Annotated in this window: 9 protein-coding genes; 5 read left to right on the top strand and 4 right to left on the bottom strand. The window is 63.3% G+C overall.

Features of this window, described 5'->3' with window-relative positions; translation table 11 throughout:
- Positions 1 to 56 precede the first annotated feature (56 nt).
- Both INT29_RS03665 and manA read left to right on the top strand, forming a co-directional pair.
- Positions 57 to 2,975 carry an NlpC/P60 family protein gene (locus INT29_RS03665; RefSeq protein WP_226841572.1) on the top strand — a complete coding sequence of 973 codons (2,919 nt, stop codon included), beginning with the start codon at positions 57 to 59 and terminating at the stop codon, positions 2,973 to 2,975.
- Between the two features lie 362 nt (positions 2,976 to 3,337).
- Positions 3,338 to 4,651, top strand: a complete 1,314-nt coding sequence (gene manA, locus INT29_RS03660; RefSeq protein WP_193070761.1) for a mannose-6-phosphate isomerase, class I — start codon at positions 3,338 to 3,340, stop codon at positions 4,649 to 4,651.
- 399 nt (positions 4,652 to 5,050) lie between these two features.
- On the opposite strand, the gene INT29_RS03655 is transcribed toward manA, so the two are convergent.
- The 4 genes from INT29_RS03655 to INT29_RS03640 are packed head-to-tail and all read right to left on the bottom strand — an operon-like array spanning position 5,051 to position 8,413.
- Entirely contained in the window at positions 5,051 to 5,716 is a 666-nt protein-coding gene (locus INT29_RS03655; RefSeq protein WP_101569776.1) for a CoA transferase subunit B, read from the bottom strand.
- Between the two features lie 12 nt (positions 5,717 to 5,728).
- On the bottom strand, positions 5,729 to 6,517 hold the full coding sequence (locus INT29_RS03650; RefSeq protein WP_101569777.1) for a CoA transferase subunit A: 789 nt from the start codon (positions 6,515 to 6,517) through the stop codon (positions 5,729 to 5,731).
- Positions 6,505 to 7,230 (bottom strand): hypothetical protein, encoded by a 726-nt coding sequence (locus tag INT29_RS03645; protein ID WP_101569778.1) that lies wholly within the window; start codon positions 7,228 to 7,230, stop codon positions 6,505 to 6,507. The genes INT29_RS03650 and INT29_RS03645 overlap by 13 nt, the downstream gene beginning before the upstream one ends.
- A gap of 52 nt (positions 7,231 to 7,282) precedes the next feature.
- On the bottom strand, positions 7,283 to 8,413 hold the full coding sequence (locus INT29_RS03640; protein ID WP_226841571.1) for a coenzyme F420-0:L-glutamate ligase: 1,131 nt from the start codon (positions 8,411 to 8,413) through the stop codon (positions 7,283 to 7,285).
- Between the two features lie 494 nt (positions 8,414 to 8,907).
- Here INT29_RS03640 and INT29_RS20545 point away from each other — a divergent pair, with 494 nt between their 5' ends.
- The 3 genes from INT29_RS20545 to INT29_RS03625 are packed head-to-tail and all read left to right on the top strand — an operon-like array spanning position 8,908 to position 13,972.
- Positions 8,908 to 9,351 carry a WhiB family transcriptional regulator gene (locus INT29_RS20545; protein ID WP_308298048.1) on the top strand — a complete coding sequence of 148 codons (444 nt, stop codon included), beginning with the start codon at positions 8,908 to 8,910 and terminating at the stop codon, positions 9,349 to 9,351.
- Positions 9,348 to 12,518 carry a glycosyltransferase gene (locus INT29_RS03630; protein WP_193070760.1) on the top strand — a complete coding sequence of 1,057 codons (3,171 nt, stop codon included), beginning with the start codon at positions 9,348 to 9,350 and terminating at the stop codon, positions 12,516 to 12,518. The genes INT29_RS20545 and INT29_RS03630 overlap by 4 nt, the downstream gene beginning before the upstream one ends.
- Positions 12,515 to 13,972 (top strand): DUF5719 family protein, encoded by a 1,458-nt coding sequence (locus INT29_RS03625; RefSeq protein WP_193070759.1) that lies wholly within the window; start codon positions 12,515 to 12,517, stop codon positions 13,970 to 13,972. Before INT29_RS03630 ends, INT29_RS03625 begins: the two co-directional genes overlap by 4 nt.
- Positions 13,973 to 13,982 lie beyond the last annotated feature (10 nt).

The raw sequence follows: 13,982 nt of genomic DNA, 5'->3' as shown, positions 1-13,982 counted from the left end.
ACGGTGAGATGATTCCAGGGCCTGAACTTCCCTGACTTCCTCGAAAAGGCTGAACGATGAAATACTTATTGCCCACAGTCGCGGGCTGCGCAACAGTCGCACTCGTCGGCACCTTAGCGGTCACGGCACCGACTGCCTTCGCGGCATCGACTGAGCCGGAAGTGACCCAAGAGGCGCTGAGCGTGAGCGAAGACGGACTCAATGTCCCCGGTGCCCGTGATTCCAGTGACTCCTCTGCCAGCGTTGCCAACCAAAGCACAACCAGCAATCTGCCGAACATCTTCAAGTCGCAGACGGCTGCCGCCTCGACGCAGGTGCCAGCCTTCGTCAACGCGAGTTCCGGTGCTGCTGCCGGCTCCACAGGGTCGATCAATCCTGTCTCTGCAGGACTGTCCTCACCTGAGGGTGCAGGCGAAGCGGCTGCATCGGAAGACTCCGCGCCGAAGGCTGACCCATCGGCGTCTGCTGAAGAGTCGGAGAAGAAGGATGGAGCGTCCGATGGCGAGACATCCAAGGGCTCCGAATCTTCTGAGGACTCGAAGGACAGCGACGACATCTCGGGTTCGGTTCGTCAGAAGACCGAGGACGGCGTCAACATTGCGCTGATCTCCGACGTTCTCGACGTTCCGACCAACAACCCGAGCCTCATCGGCTTCACCTTCTCCCAAACGCAGTCCAATATCCGCATTCAGGTCCGCGTCAAGAGTGGTTCTGATTGGGGTAACTGGGAGTCTCTGGATGAGGAGAAGCAGGAGCAGGCGAAGAACGAAGGCTCCGAGCCGTTCACCGTCAACCGTGCCTCGGGTGTGCAGATGCGCATCCTGGGCGACAAGGCTCCCAGCGACGCCGAGCTCGTACTCGTCGACCCGAAGCAGAATCCCAACGATGCTGCCGCCGTGGCGGAGAATGCTCCTGTCGAGATCGAACCGCAGAACTCAGATTCCGCCGAAACCGATGCCGACACCTCGGAGACGAGCTCCGGCTCGACCGCCGATGCTGCGAACACCGAGAATGTGGCTGCATCGGGTCAGGCCGAGGTCACCAATCAGAACTACGTTCCCGGATCTTCTTCCGTGAACAACGTGGCGAAATCGGCCAAGGTGCCGAAGCCGAAGATCGGTTCGCGCTCCTCCTGGGGTGCCAAGGCATACAAGGGCAGCCCCGACTATGCCAGCGGCATCAAGCAGGCGGTCGTTCACCACACCGCAGGTTCGAACAGCTACTCTGCTGAAGACGTTCCCTCGGTCCTGCGCGGTATCCAGTCCTACCACCAGTCGGGTCGCGGCTGGAGCGACATCGGATACAACGTCATCGCCGATAAGTACGGTCGCCTCTGGCAGGCCCGCGGCGGCGACATCAAGAAAGCCGTCGTCGGTGCCCACGTTGCCGGACACAACACCGGAACATTCGGCATCTCGGTGATCGGCTCCTATGACAAGTCGGCCCCGCCGAAGAAGACCCGGGACGCAGTCGCCTCGGCGATCGCCTGGAAGCTCTCGCTCGATGGCGTCAAGCCGAGCAAATCGACCGTCGTCGCACACCGCGACCTCGCGAACACCAGCTGCCCCGGTGATGCCTTCTACTCCAAGATGGGCGAAATCCGCTCGACTGTCACCAGCATCACGAAGTCCGGCGAACTGCCGTCCGATAAGAAGAAGGACGACAAGAAAAAGGACGACAAGAAAAAGGACGACAGCAAGAAAGACGATGGCAAGAAGAAGGACGATGGCAAGAAGAAGGACGATGGCAAGAAGGCAACGCCGAAGCCCAAGACTGCCATCGACAAGTACGCTGCCGACCACACGAAGGAACTCGGCAAGGCCACTGGCAAGGAACACGATGTCAAGGGCGTTGACGGGGCACGTACCCGCAGCTACGAGAAGGGCAACGTCTTCTGGTCCAAGAAGACCGGTGCCTACCACCTGACCGGTGCGATCAAGAACTCGTATAAGGGTGACGTTGTCACCCGGTTGGGCCTGCCCACCTCGCAAGAGAAGGGCGGCCTGAAAGACGGGGGATCGGCACAGTCGTTCCAGAAGGGCAAGATCTACTGGTCCAAGGACACCGGTGCTCACTACACCACCGGCACGCTCCTGAACTATTGGGGTGACAAAGGTACCGTCAAGGGACACCTCGGTTACCCCACCTCAGACCCGGTCTACAAGGACGGGCGAGGAGAGCAGCTGTTCGAAGGCGCTCGACTCGTCTGGGCCGAGGGATACGGGACTACGGAGTTCTCGCCCAAGGGAACCATTGAAGGCGGCGTAGTCGACAACAATGGTCCGGGCGATTCCGATGATGCCAACGCTTCCGGTGGTGCCGATGAGTCGGCGCCACCGGGCGACAAGGCCACCGATGGCGGTGCGGCTGCAGACTCCGGGGAAGGTTCTACAGACGCCAAGGCTGACGACAAGGGTTCCAAGGATGACAAGTCCAAGGCTGATGACAAGGCCAAGGACGATAAGAAGGACGACGGCAAGTCGAAGTCTGACAAGCCTAAGGACGATAAGAAGAACGACAAGTCCAAGGATGGCGACAAGTCCAAGGACAGCAAGAAGGACAAGCCGAAGGACAGCAAAAAAGACAAGAAGGACAAGCCGTCCAAGGCTGAGAAGATCCAGGCTCAGCGTGACTCCATCATCAGCGAAGCGAAGGGCCACCTCGGCGTGAGGTACGTCTGGGGTGGAACCTCTCCGACGAAGGGCTGGGACTGCTCTGGATACACCCAGTACGTCTATGGCAAGCACGGCATCAAACTGCCGCGTACAACCAGCCAGCAGCGCAACGCGGGGACGGTCATTCCGGTCAGCCAGGCCAAAGCAGGCGATCTGATCTGGATCCCAGGCCACATCGGCATCATCTCTGAAACCAAGGGGCAGATGTACGATGCGGGCTCGACCCGGACGAACACGACGAAGCGCAGCTACAGCTGGATGCTCAATCGTGGAGCGAAGGTCATCCGCGTAGTCGGCTGATCACAGCGACCTCGCCTCAGCTAGGAGCTGGGTGAGGCTTCGCAGAAAGTCCCACTGTCTCGTGGCCGGTTCTGAAAGGAACTGGCCACGAGACGTTTTGGTCTCCGGACCATGTACCGCCCGGTCCCAGTTCTCCTCAGGCCGGAATTGCGGACAGCCTCACTCTTCTCGTCCGGCCATCCCCATGTGCTTTTCTATTCGCCCTGGTCGCACCTGGTGAACAGCAGATGTCCTTAGCTGAACAGTCAGTGAAGGCACTTCCGAAATCGATGATTAGTCGAGATGAACGCGCTAACGTGGAGAAACACGCACAGCAAGTGCGTATGTTCATCCGATGAGTCCAGCCGAAGGGGACCAAGACAGTGCGTCGATTGCACAATACGGTCAAGAATTTTGCGTGGGGCAGCACGGACGCGATCCCGGCAATCCTGGGAACCGCTCCCGACGGCACTCCCTGCGCCGAGCTGTGGCTCGGAGCCCACCCTATGAGCCCCTCCCATCTAGACGCAGGACAGTTTGATCAGCAGCGCTCGACCCACCGTTCCGCGCAGCAGGGGGCATCATCATCTCTGGACGTGAAGACGGCCAGCAATACGGTCGGCCCCAACCTCATCGAATATCTCGCCGGTGATCCAGACGGACTGCTGGGCCACGATTCGCTGGACGCCTTCGGGCCGCGTCTGCCCTTTTTGCTCAAGGTCCTCTCCGCGCAGAAGGCGCTCTCGATCCAGGTTCACCCGAATCCCGAGCAGGCGGCCATCGGATTCGCCCGCGAAGAGTCGCAAGGCCCCGATCTCGACGCACCGACCCGAAACTACAAAGATCCCTCCGCGAAGCCGGAGCTTATCTACGCCCTCACCGAATTCCACGCGCTGACCGGATTCCGGTCGCGTAAGGCCGTGCGAGCAACCTTCGAACGTCTGCTCTCGCTGTCTCTGTCGCCGGTCTCCCTGGACTTTCTGGGTGATGTGGTCTCCGCGCTGAAGTCCCTGACTGAGGCCAAGGCTTTCGCCAAAACGGTCGAACTCGTCCTCGGCGACTCGCGGTCCGCTGCATTCGTTGACGAGGTCGCCGCGCAGGATCTGGCTGAACTGTCCGAAGGCCACATCAGCCGTTCGGGCACAGCCGTCGATCCTGCGGAGACCTTCCAGGAACTTGTGGCCGATTATCCCTCCGATCCCGGAGTGCTGGTGGCGCTCATGCTCAATCGCGTCCACCTACAGCCCGGGGAAGCCCTCGCGATGGAATCAGGCGTGCTCCACGCCTACCTGGGTGGGACCGGGATCGAGGTCATGGCCTCAAGCGACAACGTCCTGCGGGGTGGACTGACGAACAAGCACATCGACATCCCGGAGCTGGGCAAGGTTGCGAAGTTCACCTCGGCCACACCTCGGATGGTCGAACCCGACCGTGACGGAATCCTCCTCGGCGCGACCGAAGACTTCGCCCTGCAGTCGTTGCGCTGCCCACGACTGACACAGGTCGAACGCCGAGGCGCGAGCATCGCCCTGTGCACCTCGGGCAGCGTCACTCTGACGTCCCTCGGGTCCACAGTGACACTCGCACGTGGCCAGAGCGTGTTCATCGCGGCCAACGAGCCCACAGTGACCGCAGACGGCCACGGAGATCTGTTCGTGGCCACTACCGGTCTCGACGCCACGCTGCCCTCCGTCTGAACCAGCTGCGACTGGATCTCTCGAGCCTCTCGGATCGTTCAGATTTCGCGAGCACCCCGTACCGTGAGCAGCGGATCAACCCATTGCTGCGGTGGCGTCTTGCATGGAGTGTAGGTGGTGCTGAGTGAGCTGTTGTCCGTGTGGGTGACGAGGTGCTGAACGTCCGACGGTGCGTGGTACGCGGGACGGCGAATAGGCTGATCGCCGACGGTTAAGAGGCGAAGCGCTCCCGCCCCATGACGCCTGCACCGCGCTTCGCCCCATGACGTCTGCACAGCATTCCTCGCACGTGAAAAGGGCCGCCCTGGGCCGAACTCCTCAAAAGGAATCGGCTCAGGACGGCCTCTTTTCAGACTGCCGGGACCACAGGACCCGGCAACCGCGCTATCGCGCGGTGATTCAGGCAGCGTCGACGCTGATAGTAGGGACGTCGTCGGGGACGTTTACCTCGGCGCCGGTCTTCTCCTTGACTTCCTCAACGGTGACCCCGGGAGCCAGCTCGACGAGGGTGAATGAGTCTCCGGAGACGTCGAGCACTGCGATGTCGGTGATGACACGGCTGACGACGCCCTTGCCGGTCAGCGGCAGCTCACAGCTGGGCAGGAGCTTGTGTGAGCCGTCCTTGGCAACGTGGTCCATGATGACGATGACGCGCTGCGCGCCGTGGACCAGGTCCATTGCCCCGCCCATGCCCTTGACCATCTTGCCGGGGATCATCCAATTCGCGATGTCGCCGTTCGTGGCGACCTGCATCGCGCCGAGGATCGCGGCATTGACCTTGCCGCCGCGGATCATGCCGAAGCTGGCAGCAGAGTCGAAGTAGGAGGCACCGGGGGCCATCGTGACGATCTCCTTGCCGGCGTTGATGAGATCAGGGTCGATCTCTTCCTCCGTGGGGTAGGGGCCGACGCCCAGCAGGCCGTTCTCCGACTGGAGGACGAGATCGACTCCCTCGGGCAGGTAGTTGGGTACGAGTGTCGGCATTCCGATGCCCAGGTTGACGTAGCTTCCGTCTTCGAGTTCCTGGGCTGCGCGGGCCGCCATCTGGTTTCTTGTCAATGACATATCTGGTTCTCCTCAGCCCTCTACAGCGGTTGGCTCTGTGCGAACGGTGCGTTTCTCGATGGGCTTGTCGGCCACCTGCTCCGGGGTCAGCTCGACGACGCGGTGGACGAAGATGCCGGGTACGTGCACGTCATCGGGGTCGATCTCGCCGGGCTCGACGAGCTTCTCGACCTCGGCGATGGTGATCCGAGCCGACTGCGCTGCCGGGGGATTGAAGTTCCGGGCCGATGAGTGGAAGACGAGGTTGCCGTGACGATCTCCGACAGCGGCGCGAACGAGCGCATAATCGGGTGCCAGCGATTCTTCGAGAACGTATTCCTTCTCTTCGCCGAAGGTGTCGAAGACCCGGGTGTCCTTGGCCGGTGATTCCTTGACGACGTTGCCCTCTGTGTCGTACTTCCACGGCATGCCGCCGTCGGCGACCTGAGTGCCAGCTCCGGTGATCGTGTAGAACGCGGGAATCCCGGCTCCACCGGCACGCATCTTCTCTGCCAGCGTGCCCTGCGGGGTGAGCTCGACTTCGAGTTCACCAGAGAGGTACTGGCGTGCGAATTCCTTGTTCTCGCCGACGTAGGAGGCGATGATGCGACGGAGACGGTGGTCGGCGAGCAGCAGGCCCAAGCCCCGCCCGTCGACTCCGGCGTTGTTCGAGATCACTTCGAGGTCCTTGGCGCCCTGTTCCTTGATCGCTCGGATCAGGAATTCGGGCACGCCGACGACACCGAAACCGCCCACGGCGATCGATGATCCATCTGCAATATCGGCTACCGCGGCAGCGGGGGTATCAACTACTTTGTCCATGTTCCCAGTCTGCCACGGACCTCGCCGAGGCTGCTCGCCAGGTCCGTAATGCGAGCCTTGTCCATCCCGTTGGCCAGCAGCGACTCACCGCCGCGCAGAAGATGGCCCAGGAATGTCGCCCACTCCTCGGGGAGGGGAGTCGAGTTCGAAACGAGGATGCCGATTTTGGAGTCCTTCGGTGCTTCGGTCCACTCGACCTCCTGGTCACCGACGATGAGAGTCCCGGTGGATTGGAGGCGCCGAGGCGTCACGTCGGGGTAGGCGCGGATCGCGGAGTTGACGTCGATGAAGTCCTCACCGACCGGGGTGCTCAGAGCCAATGCCGGTGGGTTGTAGACGAAGACCTCTTCAGCATCGGAGAGACGTACATCGTCCTCGTAGCCCAGCGGCACGAAGGCATGGAAGTCACCTTCCGGTGCGGCCGAGGCGGCTGTTGAGGCCATCGAATCGTCGGACTGTGTATCTGTTCCCAGTACGACGCGACCATCGGCGAGGAGGACGGCAAGGATCGCGACGAGCTCACGCCAGTGCAGTCCAGCAGGCATCGGCACGAAGAGCGTGAAGTCGGGGCCGAGGTCGTAGTCTCCGAAGAGACCGACACCCTTGTTCACCCAGTTGGCCACGACCGGACCGGTGAGATCGAGTCGGTCGTAGTCAGGGCCGCGCCAGAAGAGGATGGGTCCGCCGGTGCGGCTGATGATGGAGAGATCCACGAGGGATGACCTGCTTTCTGGATGAGGATGAATCGTTCGATGCCTGCGACGTTCAGTGGTTGATGAGTCCGATGTTGATGCGCACCCCGTGGGGGAATGCTCCGAGTTCTCCCTCGGCCCACTCCCATTTCGTGGTGGCGCTGAGATCCTCGGCGAAGAGAGCGGTGTGCATGCGCTCGACGAGTGAGCCGAGGCCGACCATCGCCTCCAACAGGGGAGGGCCACCAGCCTGCGGCGTCGCCGGAGAGTCCGAGGGGGCAAGCGTGATCCTGGATCCGGAACCTTCAATGCGCATCCGCCACGCCGCCTGCCCTGGGGTGCGCGTGGTTCCCGCGCGGACGACGCGGATGGCTCGGGAGACGCGTTCGAGGATGTCGTCGCTGTTGTCTCCGGCAGCGGCGCGGCCCGGCAGCTTCGTGACTCCGAGCCCTCTGTGGATTGCTTCGACGTGGCCGTAGCGGAACCAGTCCTCGCCGAGGTCGCGGCTCAGCGCCTTCGCCCCGGCTTGGCCGTTGTCCAGGTACCCGCCGGCGCCTCGGACCAACGCCATCGGCAGGCCACGTGATGATCCCTTGACGAGATCTGCCGCTGCCGCGATCTCATCGGCGACCGCGCGAACAGTCACCGACTGCATTCGGCCATCGTCGTCTGGCTTACCGCGCTGATCATCAAGTCCGGAGAAGCCGGAGAGACCGAGCGCGAAGTCGCCGACACCGATCCTCCAGGGCCGCGAAATGGTGTCGGAGATGACGACGCCGATCCGCACCGAGAAGGATTCTTCGACCCGCAGCCGCAGCTTCTGAGCCGAATCATCGCTGTCCTGAGGGTGGAGGACGACCGCGCCGCTCGAATTCGACTGGTCGAGCCCGGCCGCCGCCTGCACGGTGCCCGAATGGGTGCGCACGATCTGGACGGTCGACCCCGAGGCATAGGTCCGTTCGGCAACAAGGTGATTCGAGGAATCCTTGACCAGATCCTCGAACTCCGCTCGGTCCTTCACACTGCGCAGACGTCCGTCCGCTTTGGACACAACCTTCGATGCGATGACGAGGATGTCGCCGTCCTTGAGGTCGATCCGATTCCGGCGCAGAGCGTTGACAAGTATCGCTGCCAGATCAGACCCGGCTGTGATGTCCTCCTCGACGGGAGGCGCATACACGGTGAGCAGTCGGTCGTTCATCATCGCGTCTCTATCGTCTTCGGGCCGCCTGCACGCCCGTTTTCAGTGGGCGGATGCTGGGATCGGGCAGCGATCGCGAGTGATTCGACTCTCATGTCTCCATAATCCCACCGACGGCGAATGATTTCGAAATTCTCCAGATTTGTTCAGGTGCTCACCACAGGTTGTGTCAATATCAGCAGGTGGTCGCTATATGTGGTGTTCATAGTGCGTGTGTATGTGAAGGTGTGTTCGATTAATCCACATGCGTTCCCGCCAATACTCCACAAGGGCTTGACGAGTCGGTAATGACACGCGTGTAATTTATACTTAACAGGGGAACGCACTTAGCACGAATTCTCGGATTCGAGCACCCACCACGCTGATACCGTCAGCACGAGCTTCACCTTCGGAACCATCCGGGGAGTCGGTCGCACCCAGACCATTTCACTCCTCGAACGGTACCGGAACAGAAGCCCGCAGTGGTAGGTGAGCTGAGCGTGAGAAAGGGGAAAACCGTGCAAAGCGCACAGAGCAAAAGGCAGGAGAGGGAAGACCTCTCCACAGTCGCGCCCGGAGTCACTTCACGAAGTGCCGAAGACTGGTTCGTCGAACCGGGGGCGCGTACACCGGATACTCTGCCTGATCCATTAGCGATCGATCCAAACGATCTGACACCGCTGCCCACGGACAACTCCGCAGTATCGCCGCTCTCACTGCTCTTCGGAGCAGGCGAAGACGGCGAGCTTTCCTGGCAGGACCAAGCGCTGTGCGCTCAGACCGACCCCGAGGCGTTCTTCCCCGAAAAGGGCGGATCGACTCGCGAAGCCAAACGTGTCTGTGCCTCATGCGACGTCCGCTCGGACTGCCTCGAATACGCGCTGGCGAATGATGAGCGCTTCGGAATCTGGGGCGGAATGTCTGAACGCGAACGCCGTCGACTCAAGAAACAGGTCGTGTGAAACCTGCCGTCACCGTTGTTGTCGCCTCAGGCGACGACAACAGCAGGGTTGAGCTTGAAACAGCTCTGAACGCGAGCTTCCCCGAGATCCCCGTTGTGGATCTCGGGGGTCTTGCCGTCACAGAGGCCCTTGCACTCCCCGAAGTCGCCGACAGCACCCATCTGTGGTTCCTCTCCGCAGACTCGCGTCCCGACCCCGAGTGCCTCGAAGAGCTGCTTGATGCCATCGGCGCGACCGAATCGATCGCCGCTGTCGGTCCCAAGATCACGCACGGAGACCGCATCATCTCCGCCGGCGTCACCACCACCTCGGCTGGAGCCCGGGTCAATCCAGTCGGAGACGGCGAGGTCGACCAGGGACAGCGCGACGGTCAGTCGGAGACGCTGGGCCTCGACCTGCCGGGCATGCTCATCTCCACCGCGGAGCTTGAGAGAATCGGAGCTCCCTCCCGTGTTCTCGGCATGTCCTACCGCGGTCTCGAATACTCGCGTCGACTGCGCGACCTCGGTCGCAGGGTCGTCGTTGCACCAAACGCCAGACTGACGGTGTCCGCACGCTCGGCCGCTCAGCTGGGCTCCTCACCACTGCCACCCGCGTCGAAGTCACAGATCCGGACCGAACAGCGCTACCGCCTCAGCCTCTCCAGCCCCGGATTCGCCGGCATCTTCTGCCTCCTCATCCTCACTCAGCTGAAGAACACCCTGGCGGGACTGCTGTCGAACAACGTCCGCGCCGCCTCCTGGTATTTCTCCGCGCTTCTCGGACTCGCCGCCGACGCCCGCATCACCTCGCGGCTGCGACGATCCAACGCCCGCCGCAGCCGTCGGGCGAAACGCACCACCGGCTCCCATGTGGCACCCCTCTACGCGGACCCGGACGAACTCGCCGTCCAGCGCCGGAGCATGAACTCCGCCGAGGAGGCCCGCCAGGCCCAAGCCGACTCGGCAGCCGGATCGAGCCCGGAGCACATCGACGAAACCGAACTCAACCCGGTCGGTGACACCGAAGAAGCAATCGATTCGTTCTCACGCCTCGAAGTCACCGGCGGTTCGGGACTCTTCCGCAGCCCCCTGACCTACCTCCTCATCGCAGCTGCGGCACTCAGCGGCCTCGTCTCCTTCCGACTCTTCGGCCCCGGCTACCTGGTCGGCGGTGCGCTCGGGTCCACCGACGTCAGCCTGGGCGAGCTGGTCTCCCGCCTGCTCAGCCCCCATCTCGACGTTTCCACCGGTGCTGCAGTCCCCGCCGATCCTTACCAGCTGCTCCTGGCGGCCCTGAGTGTTCCGTTCCTGGGCCATGTCGACATCATGGTTCGGACCCTGATCCTCCTGGCCCCGATCCTTGCCGTCATCGCCGCCTACAGCGCTGCGGGCGCAATCGTGAGACGGAACTGGGTGCGCGGATTCGCCGCCCTGCTGTGGATCGCGGCCCCGCTCTTCGTCACCGCGCTCTCGGACGGCCGCCTCGGCGTCATCTTCGTCTGGATTGCCGCACCTCTGTTCGTCATCGCCCTGCGACGCAGCCTGCGCACCGGGTCGATCGCCGCCACCGCAACCGCCGGACTTCTGCTGTTCCTGATGACCGCGGGTGTGCCGCTGATGCTGCCACTGGGAATCATCCTCACCGCAGTGCTCCTGTGCACCGGTCGTGGACTGCGCCACCTGTGGCTGCTGGCTCCAACCCTGTTCCTGGCCTGGCCCTGGCTGGTCGGCCTCGTCACCGACCCTGGCGCGATCTTCGTCATGCCCGGCCAGCCCCTCGCCCCACCGGCACCACCGACCTACCTCCTGGCTGTCGGCTTCCCCTCACCGATCGACATGACCTGGCTGGCCGATCTCCTCGGCGCTGTCGGCATCAGCGGCATCAGCCCAGGGATGCTGCAGCTGTGGGCACCGATCCTGGTGCTGCCGATGCTCATCCTCGCGTTCCTCACGCTCATCGAAGCTCACCTCAGACTGTCCCGCCTGATGTGGGCCGTCGGCCTCTACCTCGGCGGTCTTCTGGTGGCCACCGTCCAGATCCTCCTTCCTGCCCAAACCGGGCCTTTCCACCTCATCGGCTCCTATCCGGCCGCGGGTCTGACTCTGCTCAGCCTCGGGTCGATCATGCTGCTCACGCTCGGTGCCCAAACCACGACGACGAAGTCGACGAACTCCCGCCGACTGCCCATGCGCGGCCTGTCCGGGCTCGCAGCCATCGCCGCCGTGGGACTCATCGTCGTCAGCGCCGGCCCCAGCACCACCTCGGCGGACATCGTCACCACCCAGGAGCACGGCACCGTCCCGGCACTGGCCGCCGATCGGGCCACCGGTGACACTCAGTCACGCACGCTGCACCTCGATGTCGTCGATGGTGAGGTCCGTGTCCGCCTCCTCGCATCCGCCGACGGAACCGTCATCGGCACCTCGACCATCCGGTCCGCCGAGGCGGTCGGCGGGTGGCCTTGGGAGCGCAGACCCCTGCCCATCAGCGCTGATCAGACACTCATCGCCCAGGCTGCCGCGGCACTCTCGGCCGATGATGCAGGAGACGTCCGACCCATCCTGGGCCAGCTGGGCGTGGACTTCGTCCTGGTCGACTCGAGCGCGAAGAATCTGACGAACTCGGTGGCCGCCGCCGACGGTGTGATCCAGATCGGCCCAACCGAATCCGGCGGACTGTGGCAGGTTGACACCCCCTACAGCGGCCGATTCCTGGTGCGGGAACCCGAAGGTGCGATGAGCACCGCACCGATGCACGGCTCCACCGCCGAGGTGGCTCCCGGCGACGATGGGCGCACCCTGATCGTGTCCGACAGTGCCGAAGACATCACCGCCAGCATCGATGGCAAGGAACTGCCGAAGCCTGTGAAGTCCACGATCAGCTGGGCCTCCGAATACTCACTGCCGGCCGCCGGCGGAGACGTCGAGCTCACCTACGGTTCCCCGCTCTATGCTCCGGGCGTCATCGTCGGCTGGATTCTCGGCCTCCTCACCATCATCGTTGCGATCCCCTTCGGGTCCCAGCGCCAGACCGAGGCGTGGTCACGCACGAGTCGTGCGAAGACCGGGCGAGCCAAGACTGGGCGTGCGATGCGGGTGAAGCCTCGGCGAAAGGCTGAACCGGCAACCGAGAGCCCAGCAACCAAGCAGTCAGCATTCGAGCACACTGTGGAGGCGAAGTCATGAGACATATGCGAAGCTTCGTGACCTTCGCGGCGATCGCCGTCCCCGGAGTGCTTGTGGCCACGACCTCATTCCTGACCCCGTTGACCCCGGGCACGCTCGATCGCAGCCCCGAGCAGGTCCGAATGCCCACGGCCGACACTCGTGTGATCTGTCCCGGCCCGCTCCTGACCGATGACGAGGCAGAAGGCACCGACGCGGAGTTCGTCGACGACTCCAACGTGTCCACCCGCGCAGTCTCCGCCTCTGCACCGATCAGCGCCGCAGACGGTTCGGTCTCCGCAGCGCGTCTGCAGGTGGCAGACCTGGGCGGGTCAGCAAACTTCGACAATCCCAGTTCGGACGGATTCGTCTCCGGCGATGACCCGATCGATCAGACCAAGCTCATCACCGGCTTCGCCCGCCCCGGGTCACCGGCGCTGACAACCGGCGTGCAGACCGTTGAAGGCACATCTGGAGACCTCACTGGGCTCGCGACTCTGACCTGCGGGTCAGCGGCAAGCAACTTCAGAATTCTGGCTGGCTCCGGGGCTGCGGGATCGAATTCCCAACTGCTGCTGAGCAATCCCGGCGACGTTCCCGTCCAGGCTGAGGTCACGCTCATGACGCCGTCGGGACAGCGCGGGGAACCGACAGAGGTCAGCATCAAGGCCGGCAAGCAGCGAGCCATCCGACTGGGAGGCCTTGCCTCCGGTGCAGAGGCTCTGGCCGTCGCTGTCAAGGTCGACGGGGGAGTCGTGGCCGGCTCTCTCCAAGAGACAGTGCTCGAGGGTCTGACACCCCAGGGCATCGACCTGGCCACCAGCGGAGCGGATGCCGCCTCGCAGCAGGTCGTCACCGGTCTCGACGGGAAGGACGCACGCCTGCGCGTGGCCAACCCGGGCGATGACCTGGCAGAGGTATCGCTTAAGGCCTACGGGCACGATGGGGAGGTCGACATTCCCCGCTCATCGATGACCGTGGTTGCACACGGAGTCGCCGAGGCAGACCTCGGCGATCTTGACGCCACGAGTGTCGTCCTCGACTCGGATCAGAGCATTCAGGCCAGCGCCTTCATCGGCCGTGACGGAGAGAAGGGCAGTGCAGACTTCGGCAGCATCAACGCCACCGACACTCTCGCTGACTCACAGATCATGGCCCTGCCGCGCACGGGCACCGGAAAGCTCTACCTCTCACCAGGACAGGGACAGGTGCAGGTGAGGGGCATGCTCGACGATGGTTCGCTCACGGATCCCCAGTCGATCGATCTCAACCCGACCGGCACCACCGAATTCAGCCCCGCCGAGGTGTCCCCGGACGCGGTCCGCGCCATCGTCATCAGCGGGGAGAACGCTTCAGGCTCGCAATCCGATGGTGTTCACGCCAGCTATGTGGTAACCACGGACTCTGGGATCTCTGCGGTGCAGCCCGCACCGGCACCTGCCGGCGTAGCCTACCGCGACATCCGCCTCGGCTGACTGCAGACGC

The sequence above is a fragment of the Brevibacterium sp. FME37 genome (assembly GCF_014897485.1).
Taxonomy (GTDB): domain Bacteria; phylum Actinomycetota; class Actinomycetes; order Actinomycetales; family Brevibacteriaceae; genus Brevibacterium.
Note: the sequence above shows the minus strand (reverse complement) of the source record. Positions and strands in the feature narration are given on the sequence as shown.